Consider the following 21,081-nt stretch of genomic DNA (forward strand, 5'->3'; position numbering starts at 1 on the left):
GCCGTCGTTCGTAAGGAAGACCATGGCACTGACCACACGCAAGACCCCCGGTGAGCCGGGACCCGCCGCACCGGACGGCACGTCCGGGCGGGGCGGCTCGACAGCGCCGGCACGCTCGGGGGTGCGGGCCGCCCTCTCGACCGCCCGGCGGTCCCTGCTCGGGCTGCTCGTGCTCCTGGCCCTGCTGGGCGGGCTGCTGGCCTGGGGGACGGGCACCGACCGCACCGGCTGGGGGCCCAAGCTGGCCCTCGACCTCGAGGGCGGCACGCAGATGATCCTCTCCCCGTCCCTGCAGGGGGAGGACGCCGGGCAGGAGGTCACCCCCGAGCAGCTGGACCAGGCCGTGGAGATCATCCGCCAGCGCGTCGACGGCTCGGGCGTGGCGGAGGCGGAGATCGCCACCCAGTCCGGCAACAACATCGTGGTCTCCATGCCCGGTGTGCCCTCCGCCCAGACCCGTGAGCTCATCCAGACCTCGGCGCAGATGAACTTCCGACCCGTGCTCACCACCGCCGCGGCGGAGCCGGTGCCCGAGGACCAGCGCGTCGCCGACGACGAGGTGCCCGAGCCCACCGCCGAGCCCACCGACGCCTCCGACCCCAACTGGATCACCCCGGAGCTGTTCCGGGAGTTCGAGGCGGCCGACTGCACCGCCCCGCAGTCCCCCGAGGAGCGGGAGGCCCAGGACGCCGACGCGCCCGTCGTCGCGTGCGAGCCCGAGACCGGCACCAAGTACCTCCTGGGCCCGGTCGAGATCCAGGGCACCGGGATCGAGGACGCCTCCTACGGCACCGCCCAGAACTCCCAGGGCGTGTCCCTGAACCAGTTCGCCGTGAACCTCCAGTTCGGCCCGGAGGCCACCGACACCTTCCGGCAGCTCTCCGAGCGGCTCTACGGGATCGGCACCGCCACGCCCGGCGACCCCCGCAGCCAGTTCGCCATCCTGCTCGACGGCCAGGTGGTCTCCGCCCCGTCGATGAACGCGGTGATCTCCGATGGCCAGGCTCAGATCACGGGCCAGTTCACCGAGGAGCAGGCGAAGTTCCTCGCCGAGCAGCTCAAGTACGGCGCGCTCCCGATGAGCTTCGACATCCAGTCCGAGCAGCAGATCTCCGCGACCCTGGGCGCCGACCAGCTCCGGATGGGCATCATCGCCGGGATCATCGGCCTGGTGCTCGTGTGCGTGTACTCGCTCTTCCAATACCGGCTGCTGGGGCTCGTGACCATCAGCTCGCTCGTGGTCGCGGGCGTGCTGACCTGGCTGGCGATCACCCTGCTGGGCTGGTCCGCGAACTACCGCCTGTCCCTGGCCGGCGTGGCGGGCCTGATCGTGGCGATCGGCCAGACCGCCGACTCGTTCATCGTCTACTTCGAGCGCATCCGCGACGAGATCCGCAGCGGCCGCTCCATCCCCGCGGCGGTCGACCACGGCTGGCAGCGCGCCCGCCAGACCGTGCTCGCGTCCAAGGCCGTGAACCTGCTGGCCGCGGCGGTCCTGTACTTCGTGGCGGTGGGCAACGTGCGCGGCTTCGCCTTCACCCTCGGCCTGACCGCGATCGCCGACCTGCTCGTCGTCTTCCTCTTCACGCACCCGGTGATGGTCATGCTCGCCCGCACCCGCTACTTCGGCGGCGGCGGCAAGCACTCGGGACTCAGCCCCGAGGCCCTCGACGCGGTGCCCCTGTACCGGGGCGCCGGACGGCTGCGCGAGCCGCAGGCGGAGCACGACGGCCTGACCATCGCCGAGCGGCGCCGGCGCGCGGGGCAGACCGCGCCGCAGGACCCCCCGTCCGCGGCGGCACCGGAGGACGCGCCGGTCGGCGCGTCGTCGTCCGCCGCCCGCACCCCCGAGGAGAACGCCTGATGTCCCGGTTCGCAGATTTCGGCAACGCCCTGCACAGCGGGCGGACCTCCTACCCCTTCGTGGGCCGGGCCAAGCAGTGGCTCGCGGTCGTGGGCGTCCTCGTGCTGCTCTCCCTGCTCGTGCCCGTGGCCAAGGGCGGCTTCAACCTCGGCATCGACTTCACCGGCGGATCCGAGTTCACCGTGTCCTCCGTGGCCGATCCGGACATCGAGACCGGCCGGGAGGCCGTCGCCGGGTCCTCGGACGCCGCCGGCGTGGAGGTCACCAACATCGCCCCGGAGACCGTCCGGGTGCGCACCGAGCAGCTCGACGACGACCAGACGCTCGCCGTCAAGGACGCCCTGGTCGAGGCCTACGGCGTGAGCGAGGACGAGGTCACCTCCAACTTCGTGGGTCCCACCTGGGGCGCCGGCGTCACCAGCCAGGCCCTGCAGGGCCTCGTGGTCTTCGTGGTCCTGGCCACCGTCCTGATGGCCCTGTACTTCCGGACCTGGAAGATGTCGGTCTCGGCGGTCGCCGGCATGCTCGCCTCGGTGGCGATCACCGCCGGGATCTACTCGCTCGTGGGCTTCGAGGTCACCCCGTCCGCGGTGATCGGCTTCCTCACGGTGCTCAGCTACTCGCTCTACGACTCCGTGGTGGTCTTCGACAAGGTCCGGGAGAACACCGAGGGCCTGCTCGACGGCACGGCACCGCCGGAGCGGGCCGGCCGGAGGTTCTCCGACCAGGTGAACCTCGCCGTCAACCAGACGCTGGTGCGCTCGATCAACACCTCCGTGGTCGGCATCCTCCCGGTCGGCTCGATCCTGTTCATCGGCTGGCTCGTCCTGGGCGCGGGCACGCTCAAGGACCTGTCGCTGTCCCTGTTCGTCGGCATCATCGTGGGCACCGCGGCCACCCTGTTCGTGGCCGCGCCCCTCTACGCCCTCCTGCGCCGCGGCGAGCCCGCGATCCAGGAGCAGGAGGCCCGCGCGGGGGCGCCCGTCGAGCGTGCCGCCGAGGAGGCCGCGGCGCACTAGACTGTAGCCACCGTAGGGCGGGTCGTGCAGGAGCGGCCCGCCGCACAGCAGCACACGCCGAGCCCGATCCGGACTCGGCGACCGGGGCGGCGGCCACACGGCCGCCGCCCCGCGTGCATCGATGGGAAGGAAGTCTCGGTCATGAGCTCGTCCGACGACGGAGCCGTCCCCACGGACCAGGGTGCTGCACCGACCCCGCCGCGCCGGTCCGACATGGCCGGCACGCACTACGTGGTGCCCGCGTCCCGGCCGCTCCTGGGCCGGGCCGTGTTCCCGGGACGCAGCGACCGCACCCGGTCGAGCCTGTCCTACCTGTCCGGGCGGCCCATGGACCACTCGCCGATCCTCGAGCCGCTGCTGCACACCGTGCGCGCCACCCACCCCGAGGAGGACCTCGAGGTGCTGCAGCGCGCCTTCAAGGTCGCGGAGAAGTGCCACGAGGGCCAGAAGCGCAAGAGCGGCGACCCCTACATCACCCACCCCGTGGCCGTGACCACGATCCTCGCCGAGCTCGGCATGACCGGCGCCACCCTGGTCGCGGCCCTGCTCCACGACACCGTGGAGGACACGGACTACACCCTCGACCAGCTGCGCGCCGAGTTCGGCGAGGAGGTCGCCGCCCTCGTGGACGGCGTGACGAAGCTGGACAAGGTCCAGTACGGGGACGCCGCGCAGGCCGAGACCGTGCGCAAGATGATCGTGGCGATGGCCAAGGACATCCGCGTGCTCGTCATCAAGCTCGCCGACCGTCTGCACAACGCCCGCACCTGGCGCTTCGTCTCCCAGAGCTCCTCCTCGAAGAAGGCCCGCGAGACCCTCGAGATCTTCGCCCCGCTGGCCCACCGCCTCGGCATGAACACCATCAAGTGGGAGCTCGAGGACCTCGCCTTCGCGGCGCTCTACCCCAAGGTCTACGAGGAGATCGTGCGGATGGTGGGGGAGCGCCAGCCCCAGCGCGAGCGGTCCCTGGCCAAGATCCGGGAGCGGATCGCCCTGGACCTCTCCGAGGCGGGCATCGAGGCGACCATCACCGGCCGGCCCAAGCACTACTACTCGATCTACCAGAAGATGATCGTGCGCGGGAAGGACTTCGACGAGATCCAGGACCTGCAGGCGGTGCGGGTCCTGGTGAACACGGTGCGCGAGTGCTACGCGGCGCTGGGCGCCCTGCACGCGCGGTGGCGGCCGCTGCCGGGGCGGTTCAAGGACTACATCGCCATGCCGAAGTTCAACATGTACCAGTCCCTGCACACCACGGTCATCGGTCCGGACGGGCGCCCCGTGGAGATCCAGATCCGCACCCACGAGATGCACCGCCGGGCCGAGTACGGCGTGGCCGCGCACTGGAAGTACAAGGACCAGGCCAACCAGGCCAACTCCGCGACCCCGAAGGCCATGGAGGGCGACCTCGCCTGGCTGAGCTCGCTGGTGTCCTGGCAGGAGGAGACCCAGGACTCCTCCGAGTTCCTCGACTCCCTGCGCTACCAGATCAACACGTCCGAGGTGTACGTGTTCACCCCCAAGGGCGAGGTCATGGCCCTGCCCGCCGGCTCCACGCCCGTGGACTTCGCCTACGCCGTGCACACCGAGGTGGGGCACAAGACCATCGGGGCCCGGGTGAACGGCAAGCTCGTGCCGCTGTCCTCGGAGCTGCAGCACGGGGACTGGGTGGAGGTGCTGACCTCCAAGTCCGAGCACGCCGGGCCCTCGCAGGACTGGCTGAAGTTCGTGCAGTCCCCGCGGGCCCGCAACAAGATCCGGCAGTGGTTCTCCAAGGAGCGCCGCGAGGAGGCGATCGAGAAGGGCAAGGACGCGCTCACCCGCGCCCTGCGCAAGCACCACCTGCCGCTGCAGCGCACGCTGACCCAGGAGTCCCTGCTCGCGGTGGCGCAGGACTTCCACCGCACCGACATCAGCTCCCTCTACGAGGCGATCGGCTCCGACGTGGTCAGCGCCCACGACGTGGTCGAGAAGATCGTGGGCGACCTCGGCGGGGCGGACGGCGCGGAGGAGGACTTCGCGGAGACCACCATCGCCACCCAGCCGGTGCGCCCGCGCGTGTCCGACTCCGGGGTGACGGTCCAGGGGGCCTCGGACGTCTACGTCAAGCTCGCCCGCTGCTGCACCCCGGTGCCGCCGGACGAGATCATGGGCTTCGTGACCCGCGGCACCGGCATCTCCGTGCACCGCAAGGACTGCGCCAACATGCTCGCCCTGCCGTCCACCGAGCGGGTGGTCGAGGTCGAGTGGGCACCCACCCAGTCCAGCGTGTTCCTGGTCGAGATCCAGGTGGAGGCCCTCGACCGCAAGTCCCTGCTCTCGGACGTCACCCGGGTGCTCTCGGAGAACCACGTCAACATCCTCTCCGCCTCGGTGCACACCTCGAAGTCGCGGCTGGCGATCTCCCGCTTCGCGTTCGAGATGGGCGACCCGCGCTACCTGGACCACGTGCTCAACCAGGTCCGCCGCATCGACGGCGTCTACGACGTCTACCGCACCTCCGGCAACCGGCCCATCTCGGAGCCGTCCGGGCGGTGAGCCGGCCGGGCGGTCAGCCGTCGGTCCGCTGAGGTCCCCGGCGGCCGTGCGGTCCGAACGCAGGGCCGCCCCACCGCTGTGTCTTCCTCCCGCTGGGCTCACCGGTGGCCGCGCCGGTGCCGCGCCGGAGCGGTCCGCCCGCTCACGTCAGCGGAGCGGGCGGCCGACGGCCCGGGCGGCGCGACGGACCCGCAGCAGCGCCGCCTGCCGGCCGGGCATCCGCTCGAAGCTCTCGAGCGCGGCCTGCACCAGCGGGGGCGGGCAGTGCAGGTGCGGGGCGTGCATGAGCTTCTCCAGGGCGGCGAGTCCCTCTTGCCCCGGCACGTGCAGGGCCAGGTCCACGGCGGTGCGCAGCGGCGTGGTGACGTGCACGGGTCCGGCGTCGTGGACGTCGTAGCCGCCCAGCGTGACCTGGTGCAGCGCCAGGCCCTCGGGCACCGGGGACATCGTGGTGCGGCGCAGCTTGTCCAGCAGCACCGGCAGGATGCTGGGGCGCCCCGCGCAGTCGTAGAACCAGGCGGCGGACAGCCGCCCGAGCACCCCGCGCCGCAGCAGGTGCGGGGGCAGCTGCGCCTCCAGCGCCGCGACCTTCACCGCCCGGGTCACCGGGCGGCCGCGCAGCACGTGGGCCTCCAGCACCACGGGCACGAGCACCCCGTCCGTGACGAGGGCCGAGAGCTCCGCGCGCGAGAAGGGCCGCGCGGGCAGGTACAGGGTGTCGGGGTGCCAGGGCGGGGCGTCCATGGGCCCACTCTCGTCCACGGCCCCGGCACGGGAAAGGCCCCGCGGCGCGCTGTGGACAGCGCGGCCGCGGGGCCTCCTGGTGCGCCAGCGGTCAGCGCAGGTCCGCCGCGGAACGGCGCAGGGTCTCGAGCCACTGGCGGCTGGTGGCGAGCTCGCCCTCCAGCTTGCCCGCGCGCTTGGTGTCCCCGGTGGCCTGTGCCCGGGCCAGCGCCGCCTCCTGGTCCTCGATCTTCGACTCGAGCTGCGTGAGCATCGAGTTCGACCGGGCCTTCGTCTCCGGGTTGGAGCGCTGCCACTTCTCGTCCTCGGCCTGGCGCACGGCGTCCTCCACGGTGCGCAGCTCGGCCTCCACCCGGCGCATGTGGGCGCGCGGGACCTTCCCCGCCTGCTCCCACCGGTCCAGGATGTCGCCCAGCGTCCGCTTGGCGGCCTTGAGGTCCGTGATCGGCAGCAGCGCCTTCGCCTCGGCGAGCAGCTGCTCCTTCACGGCGAGGTTGCCCTCGAACTCCTCGTCGATCCGGTCGTTGTCGGCCTTGCGCGCCGCGAAGAAGGTGTCCTGGGCGGCGCGGAACCGCGCCCACAGGGCGTCGTCGTCCTTCTTGGACGCGCGCTTGGACTCCTTCCACCGGTCCATCAGCCGGCGGTACTCCGCGGCCGTGGCACCCCAGTCCGTGGAGCCGGACAGGGCCTCCGCCTCGGCGATGAGCGCCTCCTTGGCCTTCTTGGCCTCGGCGTTGTCGGCGTCCAGCTGCGAGAAGAACGCCCGGCGGTGCCGATCGAAGGTGGTGCGCGCGGTGCGGAACCGCTTCCACAGGGCGTCCTCCGCGGCCCGGCCGAGGCGGATGCCGGACTTCTGGTGGGTCTTCCACTGGTCGAAGAGCTCGGCCATCCGGGCCGAGGACTGCTTCCACTGCGTGCGCTGGGGGTCCTGGGCGGCGATCTGCTCCGCCTCCGCGACGATCGCCTCCCGCGCGGCGACGTTCTGGGCGCGCTGGGCCTCGTGGGCGGCCCGCTCGGCGGCCTCGAGCTCCCGGATCGCCGGGCGCAGAGCCTCCAGGCGGGACTCGAGGGCCTTGACGTCCCCGAGCATCTTGCGCTGGCCGACCTGCTCGGCGAGGTGCTCCACCGTGCTCAGCATGTCCGCCGAGGGCGCGGCCGCGGCCACCCGCTGCTCGAGCAGGGCGACCTGCGCCTCGACGTCGTCGAACTTCCGGGCGAAGTAGCCCAGTGCCTCGTCCTCGGTCGCGTCCGGGAACTGCCCGCAGAGGACCTCCTCGCCGTCGACGACCACGTAGACGTGACCGTCCTCGGTGACCCGGCCAAAGGCCCGGGCGCGTGCCACGGACTCCGGGGAGGCGAGGGCCGGTGCCGACGGTGCCGGGGACGCCGCTGCAGGGTTCCCCGGGGTCGTGGGCGGCGGGACCGCCGCGGGGGTGGGGGCCGGGCCGGGGGAGGCCTGCGCCGGCGCCGCCGGTGCCGCCGGGGCACCCGGCTTGGGGACCCCCGGCTTCGGCACGGATCCCGGGGAGGGGACGGGGCGGGGCGTGGGCTGGTCGTCGGATTCGAGACGTTCTGTCACCGCTGAAACTCTTTCGCTCTCGCCGGCGGCGGCCCCGGGAACGTGCCCGGCGTCGTCGTCCGGCTCCGGACAATCGTCAGCCCCATACTACCGAGGCCACCTCCTCCGGCCGCCGCGCGCCCGCGGTGCGCCCGGCGGCGGACGGCCGGGTGCAGGTCCGGGTGCACCGCGGGGCTTTGGGCCGGGCGCCGGGAGATCCCTAGGATGAGTGCGGAACCGTCGGGCCCGCCCGGGCCGACCGTCCACCCGTCCCGTCGCCGACCCACCCGAGGAGCACGTCCCCATGGCCCGCAAGACCTCCCTGTCCGGTTTCCCCGAATGGCTTCCGGAGGAGCGTCTGGTCGAGCTGCACGTCCTCGACGTCCTGCGGGAGAGCTTCGAGCTGCACGGCTTCTCCTCGATCGAGACCCGCGCCGTCGAGACGGTCGGGCAGCTGCTTCGCAAGGGCGAGATCGACAAGGAGGTCTACGTGGTCTCCCGCCTCCAGGAGGACGAGGACGCGGGCCCCGCCGAGCGCGGCGACGACCAGCTGGCGCTGCACTTCGACCTCACCGTGCCCTTCGCCCGGTACGTGGTGGAGAACGGCGGGCACCTCGCCTTCCCGTTCCGCCGCTACCAGATCCAGAAGGTGTGGCGCGGCGAGCGGCCCCAGGAGGGCCGCGCCCGCGAGTTCACCCAGGCGGACATCGACGTCGTGGGCGACGGCGCCCTGCCGTTCCGCTACGACGTGGAGCTCGCCCTCGTGATGATCGACGCCCTGTCGAAGCTGCCCATCCCGCCGTTCGTGCTGCGCGTCAACAACCGCAAGCTCGCCGAGGGGTTCTACCAGGGCATCGGGCTGCAGGACACCGCCGGGGTGCTCCGCAACATCGACAAGCTCGAGAAGATCGGCCCCGAACGGGTGGCCCAGGCCCTGTGCGACGAGGTCGGCGCCACCCCCGAGCAGGCGCAGGCCGCGCTGCAGCTGGCGGCGATCCGCACCGAGGACACCTCCTTCGTGGACCAGGTCCGCGCGCTCGGGGTGAACACCCAGCTGCTCGAAGAGGGGCTGCGCGAGCTCGCCGAGGTGGTGGGGGAGGCCTCCCGCCGCGCCCCCGGCACGGTGGTCGCCGACCTCTCGATCGCCCGCGGCCTCGACTACTACACCGGCACCGTCTACGAGACCGTGCTCGTGGGCCACGAGCAGCTGGGCTCCGTGTGCTCCGGCGGGCGCTACGAGTCCCTCGCGTCCACCGGCAAGAAGACCTACCCCGGCGTGGGCCTGTCCGTGGGCGTCACCCGGCTCGTCTCCCGCATGCTGTCCCAGGGCATGGCCGCGCCCTCCCGCAAGGTCCCCACCGCCGTGCTGGTCTCCCTCGTGGACGAGGAGTCCTGGTCCTCGGCCCAGGACGTGGCCCAGCAGCTGCGCGAGCGCGGCATCGCCTGCGAGGTCTCGGCGAGCGCGGCGAAGTTCGGCAAGCAGATCAAGTACGCCGAGCGCCGCGGCATCCCCTACGTGTGGTTCACGGTGCGCGGCGAGGACGGCTCGCTCGCCCACGAGGTCAAGGACATCCGCTCCGGCGAGCAGGTCCCCGCCGACCCGGCCTCCTGGGCCCCGCCGGCCGAGGACCTCCGCCCGGTGGTGCGGGCCGTCGGGTCCTGACCCGCCCCGCCCCCACCGGTCCCCACCGGTCCCCACCGGTCCCGTCGGCCCAACGGTCCGACCGCCCCGTGGTCCCGTCGAGTCCCCATCCTCCGGCCGCCCGTTTCGTTGAGCCCCCACTCACGGCGCAATTCCCCCGACTTTTTCTGGGAAATTGCGACGTGGGTGGGGACTCGGCGCTGGAGAGGAACGGACTGTGGGGACTCGCGCGCGATGGTGGCGGGTGGTTGGGGACTCGGCGCGCGGTGGTGGCGGGCGGCTGGGGACTCGGCGCGCGGTGGTGGCGAGCTGTGGGAGATCGGCGCGGGGTGGTGTCCAGTGGCGGGGGCGGCGGCTGGGGGCTCGGCGCGGGAGGCCTCAGCGCCGCCGCGCCAGGACCAGCGCGCGGCCGGTCAGGCCCACGGCGAAGACCCCGAGCATGGTGAGCACCGACTGCCACGGCAGCGTGAACGCCAGCACCAGGCAGCCGAGCAGGCCGAGCCCGTTGACGGCTCGCGGCGCCCACCCCGGACGCTGCTCGAGCGTGAGCGCCGAGAGGTTGGCCAGCGCGTAGTAGACGAGCACCCCGAAGCTCGAGAACCCGATGACCGTGCGCACGTCGCCGGCCAGCACGAGCACCACCACGAGACCGGCCACGGCCAGCTCCGCCGCCCACGGCACCCGGTGCTTCTCCGACACCGCGCCCAGGGGCCCCGGGAGGTCACGCTCGCGGGACATGGCCAGGGCCGTGCGGGAGATCCCGGCGACCAGCGCCAGCAGGGCCCCCAGCGTCGCCAGGGCGGCGGCCGCGGTGACGACGACGGCGCCCGCGGTCGCCGGCCCCGCCGCCCAGCCGGCCTCCCGCACCACGGCCAGGAGCGGAGCGGTCGACGCGGCCAGCCGGTCGACCCCGAGGAAGCGCAGCAGCCCGAGGCCCAGCAGCCCGTAGAGCAGGAGCGTGAACGCCAGCGCCCCCAGCACGGCTCGGGGGATGGTGCGGGCCGGGTCCCGGACCTCCTCGCCCATCGTGGCCACGCGGGCGTAGCCGGCGAAGGCGAAGAAGAGGGTGCCCGCCGCTGGCAGCACGCCCCACCCGGTGCCGTCCCACACCGCGCCGGTCCACGCCGCACCGTCGTTCCCTGCGGAGGCTCCGCCCGAACCGGAGGCACCCGAACCGGCGCCGCCCGCTCCGGGGCCCGTGCCCGCGAACAGCAGCACGACCAGGGCCAGCAGGACCACGAGCACCGGGGCGACCAGCAGCTTCGTCAGCCGGGCGGTGCGGGTGACCCCGCCCAGGTTCACCGCCGTGAGAGCGAGGACCGCGCCCACGGCGAGCAGCCGCGCCCCGGCGTCGTCGGCCCCCGTGAGCTCCGCGGCGTAGAGGCCGAAGGTCAGCGCCATCGCCGCCGCGGACGCGGTCTTGCCGGTCACGAAGCCCCAGCCGGCCACGAAGCCCGGCCACGGCCCCAGCTGCCGGTTGGCGTAGACGTAGGCGCCGCCGGAGGCGGGGTGGACGGCGGCCAGCTGGGCGGTGGAGGTCGCGTTGCACCACGCGACCACCGCGGCCAGCAGCAGGGCCAGGGGCAGCCAGGGGCCGGCGAATCCCGCGGCCGGGGCGAAGGCCACGAACACCCCGGCGCCGACCATCGAGCCGACCCCGATCACGGTTGCGTCGAGGACGCCCAGGCGGCGGGCGAGGGCCGGGTGGCCGGGGGAGGTGCTCATGGTCGTCCTGTCGTCGTCCGGGAGCCCGAGGGGCGGGCTGTAAACTCGTCCCGGAACGAGAGTAGGGGCCCCCGGTGAACCACGGGGAAACGCGTAATCGGCGCTGCCCCGTCCGCACCTCCCGAACAACGAAGGGTTTTTCAGTGCTGCGCACCCACAACCTCGGCGCCCTGCGCGCCGAGCACATCGGAGAGACCGTCACGCTGGCCGGCTGGGTCGGCCGGCGCCGCGACCACGGAGGGGTGGCCTTCCTGGACCTGCGCGACGCCTCCGGGGTCGCCCAGATCGTGGTGCGCGACGAGGCGGACTTCCACCACCTGCGCAACGAGTTCGTGCTGCAGGTCACGGGCACCGTGGGGCGCCGCCCCGAGGGCAACGAGAACCCGGCGCTGGCCACCGGCGAGGTCGAGGTCATGGCCGAGACCGTGACCGTGCTCAACACCGCCGCCGCACTGCCCTTCCAGATCGACGAGCACGTGGAGGTCGGCGAGGACGCCCGGCTGCGCCACCGCTACCTGGACCTGCGCCGGCCCGAGCCGGCCCGCATCATGCGCCTGCGCTCCGACGCCAACCGGGTGGCCCGCGAGATGCTGCACCAGGACGGGTTCACCGAGGTGGAGACGCCCACGCTGACCCGCTCCACCCCCGAGGGCGCCCGCGACTTCCTGGTCCCGGCCCGCCTGGCCCCGGGCTCCTGGTACGCCCTGCCCCAGTCCCCGCAGCTGTTCAAGCAGCTGCTGCAGGTGGGCGGGATCGAGAAGTACTACCAGATCGCCCGCTGCTACCGGGACGAGGACTTCCGCGCCGACCGCCAGCCCGAGTTCACCCAGCTCGACATCGAGGCCTCCTTCGTGGAGCAGGACGACGTCATCGCCCTGGGCGAGCGCATCGTGGCCGCCCTGTGGAAGCTCATCGACGTGGAGATCCCCACCCCGATCCGCCGGATGACCTACGCCGAGGCCATGGCCAAGTACGGCTCGGACAAGCCGGACCTGCGCTTCGGCCTGGAGCTCACCGAGCTGACCGAGTACTTCCAGGACACCACCTTCCGCGTGTTCAAGGCCCCCTACGTGGGCGCCGTGGTCATGCCCGGCGGGGCCTCCCAGCCGCGCCGCACCCTGGACGCCTGGCAGGAGTGGGCCAAGCAGCGCGGCGCCAAGGGCCTGGCCTACGTGCTCGTCGGCGAGGACGGCACCCTGACGGGGCCGGTGGCCAAGAACATCACCGAGGCCGAGCGCGAGGGCCTCGCCGCCGCGACCGGCGCGCAGCCCGGGGACTGCATCTTCTTCGCCGCCGGCGAGAAGAAGACCTCCCGGGCGCTGCTGGGGGCGGCCCGCGTGGAGATCGGCCACCGCACCGGGCTGATCGACGAGGACGCCTGGGCGTTCGTGTGGATCGTGGACGCGCCCCTGTTCGAGTCCGCGGCCGAGGCCGTCGAGTCCGGCGACGTCGCCGTGGGCGCCGGTCAGTGGACCGCCGTGCACCACGCGTTCACCTCGCCCAAGCCCGAGTTCCTGGACACCTTCGACCAGGACCCCGAGCACGCGCTGGCCTACGCCTACGACATCGTGTGCAACGGCAACGAGATCGGCGGCGGCTCGATCCGCATCCACCAGCAGGACGTGCAGCGGCGGGTCTTCGAGGTCATGGGCATCGGCCGGGAGGAGGCCGACGAGAAGTTCGGGTTCCTGCTCGAGGGCTTCAAGTACGGCGCACCCCCGCACGGCGGCATCGCCTTCGGCTGGGACCGCGTGGTCGCCCTCCTGGCCGGCACCGACTCCATCCGCGAGGTCATCGCGTTCCCGAAGACCGGCAACGGCTTCGACCCGCTGACCGCGGCACCGGCGCCGATCACCGCGCAGCAGCGCAAGGAGGCCGGGGTGGACGCCAAGCCCGAGACCAAGGGGAACGCCGCGCCCGACACCGAGGCGCAGCCCGGGAACCGGGAGAAGAAGCCGGTCGACGCCTGAGCCGTCGGCGGCGCCCGCGGGGGCCGGGTCCGGTCGTGCACGACGACGACGGGGCCCGGCCCTCGCGCGGTCCCGCCCCGTCGGGCAGGCCAGCTGGAGCAGTGGACGCCGGGCAGGGCGACCGGGCGGGGCCGGTCGGGCGGGCCCGGTGGTCCAGGCGCCGGTCGAGCGGCCCGGTCGGGCGGAACCGGTCGCGAAGGGTCAGTCGAGCAGGCTCTCCAGGTGCGGGGTGCGCTCGTGGGCTCCCGGCAGCGGCTCGCGGCCCCGGCCCAGGAGGAACCACAGCGGGACCACGAGCAGCGCCAGCAGCAGACCCACCCACATCCACGAGGCGGTCAGCGCGTACTCCGCGCCCGTCAGCAAGAGAGCGACGGCCATGAGGCCGGTGCCCAGGACGCCGAGCGCCCGTGCCCCCGCGGTCCGGCCCAGCGTCGCGACCGCCGCGCACGCCAGGCCGTAGTAGAGGGCCACGAGCACCGAGATGATCCCGATCGAGTCGTCGAACAGCGGGCCGGAGAACGCCATCCACGCGGCCGCGACCGCGGCGGTGGTCCAGGTGGCGAAGGACAGGGACAGGAAGCGGCGCGGCAGGTGCCCGCCCCGGGCCATGGACATCAGGCCGCGGGAGGTGGGGATCATCGTGGTGCCGATGGACGCGCCCGCGGAGACCGCCACGAGCGCGGCCAGCAGCGGGGAGGCCACCGAGGACCCCGGCGCGTAGGCCCAGCCGATGGCGGCGTAGGCGGCGGCCACCACGCCCAGCGCGACCCACGCCGAGACCCGGGGCGCCCGCTGGGTGGTGGACTCCTCGGTGAGCGAGAACGTGGAGTCCCAGCCCCAGTACAGGAACAGAGCCAGCAGCAGGGCGGCGGCCACGTCCCCGGCGGTCACGCCGGCTCCGGTCGCGAGCTCCGCGGCGCCGTAGAACCCGGTCCACTCCCCGTCCTCCGCGCTCGCACCGGGCGGGAGGGCCGGGGCGGTGCGCACGGCCCACACCAGCACGCCCACCCCGATCAGCTGCAGGACGGCCAGGACCCACTGCACGGCGGCCGAGACCCTGATCCCGGTCGAGGACACCGCCGCGAAGACCGCCATGAGCAGGACGGCCACGGCGGTGGTGGTCCAGGGCCCGGCGCCGATCCCGAGGGCGAACAGGGCGGAGTCGGCCGTGACCCAGGCGAGGGAGGCCAGCACGAGGGTCGCCGAGAGCCACAGCCCCCAGCCGCCCAGGAACCCGGTGAACGCCCCGTAGGCCTCCCGGGCCCACCGGTAGACGGTGCCCTGGTCCTCGTAGAGCGCGTCCAGACGGGCGAAGCACAGGGAGACCACCACCATCGGGAGCACGGCGCCGACCAGCACCACCGGGGTCCAGGACCCCACCAGGGCGTGGATCAGCCCGACCGTGACCACGGCCGAGTACAGCGGGGCGATCGAGGTGGACCCGATGACCGCCGAGGTCGTCGTGGAGATCGACCGGGGGAGCAGGTGGGCGGTCACAGCAGACCCTTCTTGTCGATGACGTTCGGGACGAAGCGGCAGTAGTAGTCGGTGAGGGGGCCGTCGGACTCGCGGATCCCGATGCCCGCCGCGCCCGCCTCGCCCACCACCCAGGAGCCGATGACCGGGTGGTTGGGGGCGCCGTCGGAGCCCGGGAAGTTCCGGATGGGCGTGTAGGCCTGCCACACGTCCAGCGGGGAGGCGTGGGGGTGCTCCGAGCGGATCCGCACGTCGCGGGCGTGCACCTCGATGCCGTCCCCCTCGCGGCCGAACACGGGCTTGCGCACCCACTCGCGCAGGTCCCGAGGTCCGTCCGGATGGGCGGCCAGCAGGTTCTCGTGCCCCGGGAAGCACCGCCACAGGGCCACGAGCAGGAGCTTGTTGGACTGGAACATCTTCCACGGCGGCTCGTACCAGTGGTGGATCAGGGTGGGGTCCTCGAGCACGAACGCGCCGGGCCCGTCGTCGAGCATGTGCTCCCACGGGTGCAGGGCGAAGATCTCCTCGATGGGGCCCACCACCACGGGGTCGTCCACGTCCCCGGTCGCGTGCACCCAGCCGCGGGACCGGGTGTCGTAGCGGACGTCCTCGACCGGCAGCAGGACGGCCCGGTAGCCGGCCTCGACCGCGGTGTTGGCGAGGACGGCGGCGTTGGCCGCGTCCTCCCCGGACTCCTCCTCGCGGGTGTAGGCCACGTGCAGGGTCTTCGTGGCCGAGAACGGCAGCCGCTGACGCCACCGCTCCACGAGCATGGGCCACAGGCCGTTGAGCTGGTCGAACCCCGGGTGGTCCTCGCCCAGGCCCGGGAACAGCGCCTCCATGCGGCTCCACTGGCAGATCGCCCCCTCCACCAGTCCGGTGGGGGTGTCGCCGTTGAGCTCGAGCATCTTCGGCGGGCCGGTCCCGTCCCAGGCCAGGTCGAAGCGGCCGTAGATCGAGGGCTCCCGCAGCCGCAGGGAGTGCTGGGCCAGCTCGAACGCCGCCTCCGACAGCCCCAGGGTGCCCAGCGCCCCGGTGGCCAGGTACCGGGCGGCCTCGGCGCACATCCGGTGCAGCTCGTCCGTGACGGACTCCAGCTCGTCCACCTCGTCCGGGGAGAAGACGTAGGCGGCGGTCTCGTTCCAGTACGAGAAGCGCCGGCCGTCGGGCCTCTCCGTGAGGGCGTAGGTGAGCCCCTCGTCGCGGATGGTGCGCTCCCAGCCTGGGCGCGGGGCGAGGCCGTCGACGCGCCGCATCAGGAGCCCCAGCCGCTCTTCGACCCGCCGAAGCCGCGGGAGACCCCGCTCTTGCCCACGGCGGTCCCGTCGCGGGGCAGGCCGCGGGCCACGGTGGCCGAGGCCGGCGGACGCCCGGTGCTCCAGCCCGCCGAGGACGGCACGGCCGAGCCCACGGCGGGCACGGTCGCGGCGCGGGCGGAGCTCATGAGCACCCACATGGGGAAGAAGCCGCCCACCCGCGGCCCGCGGTCGTCGTCGCACTCGTCGTCGTCGACCCGGACGGGCTCGGCGCCGCCCTCCCCGTCCGGGTCCTCGACACAGATCTGGGCGTAGTCGGAGTCCACCTCCTGCACGTCCTGGGCCTCCTGGCCGCAACCGGTCAGGGCGATCGTCAGGGCGCCGATCGAGGCGGCGGCCATGGTCCGTGAGGAGGGGCGGGGCGGCATGCGGGGCCTTCCGGGACAAGAGCGGGACAGGGGCTGTGCGGGACAGCGGCTGTGCAGGACGAGGGCCGTGCAGGGCAGGGGCCTCGCCGGGGCCGAGGTGCACGGGTCGGTCGGTACGGGTGGCACGGGCGCGCCCGTGCGGGTCCCTCCGAGCGTACGACCTCCCGGCCCCGTCCGGGGGCCGCGGGTCCGCGCCGTGTCCGCACCGCGGGCACCGCCCACACACCCCGCGCCGAGCCGCGGGGTGTGCGGGCGCAACCGGGAGCAACATCGGCCCCTCCGCCGGCGCCCCGCAGTAGGCTTCCGTCACGCCCGGGGCCGTGTCCCGTCCCCGCCCGCACGACCTCAGGGGAGCCCATGAGCCGCGATCCCGCCGCCGACCGCACCGCCCTCCTCGACGCCGGGGCATGGTTCGCCGAGCTCGTCGACGAGCTCCGCCCGCACCACTGGACGCGCCCGGGCCTGGGCGCGTGGGACGTCCGGGCACTCGTGGGGCACACCCACCGCGCGCTCGTGACGCTCGGCACCTATCTCACGGTCCCCGCCGACGACGAGACCTGCACCGGCACTGCCCAGTACTACGCGCTCGCCGCCGCGGCCACGGACCCCGCGGAGGTCGCGGCGCGGGGCGTCGCCGCCGGCCGTGAGCTGGGCCGGCACCCGGCCGCCACCGTCCGGGCGTCGCTGGACCGGGCCCGGGACGCCCTGGCGCAGGTGCCGCTCGACGAGGACCCCCTGATCCGGACCGTGGTCGGCGGCACCCGGCTGCGCGCCTACGTGCCCACCCGCACGTTCGAGCTGACCGTCCACGGCCTGGACGTCGCCCAGGCCTGCGGGCTGGACCGGAGGCCCCCCGAGCACGTCCTGGCCGACGCCGGGCGGACGGCGCTGGAGCTCGCCGCCCACGGCGGGCACCTGCCCGGGGTCCTGCTGGCGCTCACGGGCCGGCGGCCGCTGCCGCCGGGGTTCTCGGTCCTGGCCTGAACCGGTCCGGGCACGGGCGCTCGCCGAACCGGGGCCCGGGCGGGGTGATCGGGCAAACGGGGCCCGGGAGCGCCGGCAGCACGACCACCTGGAGCCCGGGGGCACGCGGTCCGCGCGCCCGGGTCCGGGGCGCGCGGGTCGCGGACGCCGGTCAGAGCACCGTGCGGGCGGCCGTCGCGTAGCCCAGTCCGATGAGCACGCCGATCACGGCCCCGACGACCGTCTGCGCCGGGGTGTGGTCCCCGGTGCGCACCCGGGAGAGGGCCACCGCGACCGGCACCGTCGCCGCGGCCGGCGCCGCCCACGGGGTGGTCAGGGCGCCGACGGCCACGGCCCAGCACGCCGCCATCGCCACGTGGGCGGAGACCTTCCACCACAGCGTCACGACCAGCAGCACGAGGATCCCGAGCAGCACGAACGCCGTGGTCACCGGCACGACCGGAGGGGCGCCCACCGCGAGCTCGGCGACCACCACGAGGCCCGTCAGCAGACCCGTGGCGGCGTAGACCGGCAGCCGCTGGGCCCGGGAGCGCACGAAGTGACCGTCCACCCGCCCGCGCCGGGCCAGGAGCCGCAGCACGAGCATGGGCAGGGACGCCACGACCACCGCGGTCCCCAGACCCCACAGGACCCCGGGCCACCCGGCTCCCGACCAGCCGGCGAGCACCAGCAGGGACAGCACCAGCGGGGCGGGCGCGAACGCCTCCGCCACCAGGGTGCTCCATCGGGAGGTCGTGCGCGCTGCTGCCATGGCACGAGGCTAGCCGGGGTCCCGGAGCCGCCCGCGCCTGTGGTGGACTGGAGCGCATGCGCATCGTTCTGCAGAGAGCGGCCCGGGCCGCCGTGACCGTCGGGGGAGACGTCGTGGGGGCGATCGAGGAGCCGGGCCTGGTGGCCCTGGTGGGCGTGACGCACGACGACGACGCTGCGACGGCCGCGAAGCTCGCCGAGAAGACCTGGACGCTGCGGCTGCTGGCGGGCGAGCGGTCCTGCGCCGACCTCGGCGCCCCGGTGCTCGCGGTCAGCCAGTTCACCCTCTACGGCGACGCCCGCCGGGGCCGGCGCCCCTCCTGGTCGGCCGCCGCGCCCGGGCCCGTCTCGGAGCCGGTGTTCGAGGCCTACGTCCAGGCGCTGCGTGACCTCGGCGCGCACGTGGAGACCGGCCGCTTCGGGGCCGCGATGCAGGTGGAGCTCGTCAACGACGGCCCGTTCACCCTGGTCCTGGACAGCGCCGAGCTGGAACGGCCCCGGCGGGGCTGATCCCCCCAGCCCCGCAGCGCCTGGACGCGGGCCACGGGGTCCGGGGCGGGGACTAGTCTGGACGGCGTGACCAGCTCCCTCTTCGACGACCTCGACCCCACCGACTCCAGCGCGGGCGAGCAGCGCGACGGGACCCGTCCCGCGGGACGACGCTCCCGGGCGCCGCTGGCGGTGCGGATGCGCCCGCGCCGGCTCGACGAGATCGTGGGCCAGCAGCACCTGCTCAAGCCCGGCTCCCCGCTGCAGGTCCTCGCGGGGGAGGACCGCGGGCCGGCCGGACCGTCGTCGATCATCCTGTGGGGCCCCCCGGGCACCGGCAAGACCACCCTGGCCCACGTGATCGCCCGCGGGGTGTCCCGGAAGTTCGTGGAGCTCTCCGCGATCACCGCCGGGGTCAAGGACGTGCGGAAGGTGATGGACGAGGCGCTCACCGACCGGGACCTGCACGGGCGCACCACCGTGCTGTTCCTCGACGAGATCCACCGCTTCACCAAGGCCCAGCAGGACGCGCTGCTGCCGGGGGTGGAGAACCAGTGGGTGGTCCTGGTGGCCGCGACCACGGAGAACCCGTCCTTCTCGGTGATCTCGCCCCTGCTCTCGCGCTCGCTGCTGCTGACCCTGCAGCCGCTGGAACGCTCCGACATCGGGGCGCTGCTGGACCGCGCCGTCCTCGACCCCCGGGGCCTGAACGGCGAGGTGGAGCTCTCCGCGGAGGCCCGCGAGCACCTGCTGGAGCTGTGCGGCGGGGACGCCCGCAAGGCACTGACCTCCCTGGAGGCCGCCGCCGGGGTCGCGTTCTCGGAGCAGCCGGCGCCGGAGGACCACGACGGGGACCACGACAGGGGCGACGACGGGGACGACGACGGGGACCGCGGGCGGCCGGTCCCCGTGATCACCCGGGAGCACGCCGAGGAGGCGCTCGACCGGGCGGCGGTCCGCTACGACAAGAACGGCGACCAGCACTACGACGTGGTCAGCGCCTTCATCAAGTCGATCCGCGGCTCGGACGTCGACGCCGCGATGCACTACCTCGCCCGGATGATCGAGGCGGGGGAGGACCCGCGGTTCATCGCCCGCCGGCTCATCATCTCCGCCTCCGAGGACATCGGCACCGCCGACCCGACCGCCCTGCAGACCGCGGTGGCGGCCGCCGACGCCGTCCAGCTCATCGGGATGCCCGAGGGGCGGATCCCGCTCGCCCAGGCCGTGGCGCACCTGGCGACCGCCCCGAAGTCCAACGCCGCCTACACCGCGATCAACGAGGCGATCGCCGACGTCCGCGCCGGCCGGGCCGGGCCCGTCCCGCTCCACCTGCGCGACGCCCACTACCCCGGCGCGGGCCAGCTCGGCCACGGACGCGGCTACGTCTACTCCCACGACGAGCCCAACGGCGTGGCCGCCCAGCAGTACCCGCCCGACGAGCTCGTGGGCACCGACTACTACCGGCCCACCGAGCACGGCCGCGAGCGCGAGATCGCCCACCGCCTCGAGATCCTGCGGGGCATCGTCCGGGGCCGGTGACGGGTGTGCTCACCGGCAGGGTTCCGCCGCGCCCCGGGGGAGCCGGTGACCGGCGCGCTCAGCGGCCGAACAGGTGGCGGACCACCGCCGCGGCCGTGCGCTCGTCGAGGAGCAGGTCCGTGACCACGCCCGCCCGCAGGGCGCCCACCACGCCCGGCACCTTGTGGTCCCCCGCGACCACGCACAGCCGGCGCGGGATCCGCCGCAGCTCCATGGGCGTGGGCCCGCTCGCCCGCCGGTTGTAGTCGATGTCGGCATAGGTCCCGTCCTCCCGCAGGAACACGGTGCACACGTCCCCGACCACGCGGTGCGCCGCCAGCTCCCGGAGCGCGTCCTCCGGCAGGTAGCCGCTGCTGTACACCTGGGAGATCATCGGCCCCCGGAAGGCCCCCACGCTGAACACCGCCAGGTCCGCCGCGTTGCGCACCGCCAGCACCCGGCGCACCGAGGACTCCTGCCACATCAGTCTCCGCGTCTCCTCCTGGTCGAAGAACGCCGGGGCGGGGAAGGGGAGCAGGGCGGCCCCGAAGGCCGCCGACATCTGCCCGAGCAGGGCCGAGGACTGCGCCGCGCCCGTGGAGCGGGCACTGACCGCGCCGTTCATCTGCACCACGACCGCGTCCCGTGTGGCCTTCGGCTGCAGGTGGCCCCCGATCGCCGAGGTCGTGATCCCCCAGGCGACCGCCAGGGTCATGCCGTCCCCGAACCAGTCGCCGAGCAGCCCCGCCGCGGCCCGGGCCACGGACTCCAGCCGCTGCGGCTCCGTGGCCGTGCGCGGTGTGCCCGCCACGTGCACCGTGACCCCGAAGGCCTCCCGCAGCCGGTGGGACAGGTCGTGTCCCGCGTGCGGGGGAGCGGCGAGGCTGATCCGCACGATGCCCCGCTCCCGGGCGGTCTGCAGCATCCGCGAGACCGTGGGACGGGACACACCGAAGCGGTCCGCCACCGCCTCCATCGTCATGCCCTGCACGTAGTACAGCTCCGCCGCGTGGTGGAGCTCGGCATCACCGTGCATGTTGCACTCCCTCTCCTGCACGTCCGTTCATTTGCTTTGAGCATAGGTGCACCCTCGGACAGAGTGTGATGCAGAGCACCT

General features: G+C 73.8%; 16 protein-coding genes. 8 read left to right on the top strand and 8 right to left on the bottom strand.

The window, feature by feature from the left end; translation table 11 throughout:
• The first annotated feature begins 22 nt into the window (after positions 1 to 22).
• The 3 genes from secD to Q0817_RS08550 all read left to right on the top strand — a co-directional run bounded on the left by secD (position 23) and on the right by Q0817_RS08550 (position 5,421).
• Positions 23 to 1,864 carry a protein translocase subunit SecD gene (secD, locus tag Q0817_RS08540; protein WP_298585743.1) on the top strand — a complete coding sequence of 614 codons (1,842 nt, stop codon included), beginning with the start codon at positions 23 to 25 and terminating at the stop codon, positions 1,862 to 1,864.
• On the top strand, positions 1,864 to 2,883 hold the full coding sequence (secF, locus tag Q0817_RS08545) for a protein translocase subunit SecF (protein ID WP_298585745.1): 1,020 nt from the start codon (positions 1,864 to 1,866) through the stop codon (positions 2,881 to 2,883). The genes secD and secF overlap by 1 nt, the downstream gene beginning before the upstream one ends.
• A 213-nt stretch (positions 2,884 to 3,096) precedes the next feature.
• On the top strand, positions 3,097 to 5,421 hold the full coding sequence (locus Q0817_RS08550) for a bifunctional (p)ppGpp synthetase/guanosine-3',5'-bis(diphosphate) 3'-pyrophosphohydrolase (protein WP_298585995.1): 2,325 nt from the start codon (positions 3,097 to 3,099) through the stop codon (positions 5,419 to 5,421).
• Between the two features lie 147 nt (positions 5,422 to 5,568).
• Here Q0817_RS08550 and Q0817_RS08555 read toward each other — a convergent pair whose 3' ends face one another.
• Both Q0817_RS08555 and Q0817_RS08560 read right to left on the bottom strand, forming a co-directional pair.
• Entirely contained in the window at positions 5,569 to 6,165 is a 597-nt protein-coding gene (locus Q0817_RS08555) for a type IV toxin-antitoxin system AbiEi family antitoxin (protein ID WP_298585747.1), read from the bottom strand.
• 91 nt (positions 6,166 to 6,256) lie between these two features.
• On the bottom strand, positions 6,257 to 7,681 hold the full coding sequence (locus tag Q0817_RS08560) for a DUF349 domain-containing protein (protein WP_298585997.1): 1,425 nt from the start codon (positions 7,679 to 7,681) through the stop codon (positions 6,257 to 6,259).
• Positions 7,682 to 8,027: 346 nt separating this feature from the next.
• On the opposite strand from Q0817_RS08560, the gene hisS reads away from it, so the two are divergent.
• A complete protein-coding gene (hisS, locus tag Q0817_RS08565; protein WP_298585749.1) occupies positions 8,028 to 9,386 on the top strand; it encodes a histidine--tRNA ligase in 1,359 nt (452 codons plus the stop codon).
• A 357-nt stretch (positions 9,387 to 9,743) separates the two neighbouring features.
• On the opposite strand, the gene Q0817_RS08570 is transcribed toward hisS, so the two are convergent.
• Positions 9,744 to 11,090: an APC family permease gene (locus tag Q0817_RS08570; RefSeq protein ID WP_298585751.1), complete on the bottom strand. Its 1,347-nt coding sequence runs from the start codon at positions 11,088 to 11,090 to the stop codon at positions 9,744 to 9,746.
• 143 nt (positions 11,091 to 11,233) lie between these two features.
• Here Q0817_RS08570 and aspS point away from each other — a divergent pair, with 143 nt between their 5' ends.
• Positions 11,234 to 13,060 carry an aspartate--tRNA ligase gene (gene aspS, locus Q0817_RS08575; protein ID WP_298585753.1) on the top strand — a complete coding sequence of 609 codons (1,827 nt, stop codon included), beginning with the start codon at positions 11,234 to 11,236 and terminating at the stop codon, positions 13,058 to 13,060.
• Between the two features lie 201 nt (positions 13,061 to 13,261).
• Here aspS and Q0817_RS08580 read toward each other — a convergent pair whose 3' ends face one another.
• The 3 genes from Q0817_RS08580 to Q0817_RS08590 are packed head-to-tail and all read right to left on the bottom strand — an operon-like array spanning position 13,262 to position 16,220.
• A complete protein-coding gene (locus Q0817_RS08580) occupies positions 13,262 to 14,557 on the bottom strand; it encodes an APC family permease (protein WP_298585755.1) in 1,296 nt (431 codons plus the stop codon).
• The gene (locus tag Q0817_RS08585; protein WP_298585757.1) at positions 14,554 to 15,792 is read right to left on the bottom strand and encodes a glutathionylspermidine synthase family protein; all 1,239 of its coding nucleotides are present in this window, start codon (positions 15,790 to 15,792) and stop codon (positions 14,554 to 14,556) included. Before Q0817_RS08585 ends, Q0817_RS08580 begins: the two co-directional genes overlap by 4 nt.
• On the bottom strand, positions 15,792 to 16,220 hold the full coding sequence (locus tag Q0817_RS08590) for a hypothetical protein (RefSeq protein WP_298585759.1): 429 nt from the start codon (positions 16,218 to 16,220) through the stop codon (positions 15,792 to 15,794). The genes Q0817_RS08585 and Q0817_RS08590 overlap by 1 nt, the downstream gene beginning before the upstream one ends.
• Positions 16,221 to 16,577: 357 nt before the next feature.
• Between Q0817_RS08590 and Q0817_RS08595 the strand changes: the two genes are divergently transcribed.
• Positions 16,578 to 17,204 carry a maleylpyruvate isomerase family mycothiol-dependent enzyme gene (locus Q0817_RS08595; RefSeq protein ID WP_298585761.1) on the top strand — a complete coding sequence of 209 codons (627 nt, stop codon included), beginning with the start codon at positions 16,578 to 16,580 and terminating at the stop codon, positions 17,202 to 17,204.
• Positions 17,205 to 17,355: 151 nt separating this feature from the next.
• Here Q0817_RS08595 and Q0817_RS08600 read toward each other — a convergent pair whose 3' ends face one another.
• A complete protein-coding gene (locus tag Q0817_RS08600; RefSeq protein ID WP_298585763.1) occupies positions 17,356 to 17,955 on the bottom strand; it encodes a hypothetical protein in 600 nt (199 codons plus the stop codon).
• Positions 17,956 to 18,011: 56 nt separating this feature from the next.
• Here Q0817_RS08600 and dtd point away from each other — a divergent pair, with 56 nt between their 5' ends.
• On the top strand, positions 18,012 to 18,464 hold the full coding sequence (gene dtd / locus Q0817_RS08605) for a D-aminoacyl-tRNA deacylase (RefSeq protein WP_298585765.1): 453 nt from the start codon (positions 18,012 to 18,014) through the stop codon (positions 18,462 to 18,464).
• Positions 18,465 to 18,530: 66 nt separating this feature from the next.
• A complete protein-coding gene (locus Q0817_RS08610) occupies positions 18,531 to 19,985 on the top strand; it encodes a replication-associated recombination protein A (protein WP_298585767.1) in 1,455 nt (484 codons plus the stop codon).
• Positions 19,986 to 20,043: 58 nt separating this feature from the next.
• Here the strand turns inward: Q0817_RS08610 and Q0817_RS08615 are convergent, their stop codons facing one another.
• Positions 20,044 to 21,000, bottom strand: a complete 957-nt coding sequence (locus tag Q0817_RS08615) for a sugar-binding transcriptional regulator (RefSeq protein ID WP_298585769.1) — start codon at positions 20,998 to 21,000, stop codon at positions 20,044 to 20,046.
• Positions 21,001 to 21,081 lie beyond the last annotated feature (81 nt).

This window comes from uncultured Kocuria sp., from assembly GCF_947500125.1.
Lineage (GTDB): Bacteria > Actinomycetota > Actinomycetes > Actinomycetales > Micrococcaceae > Kocuria.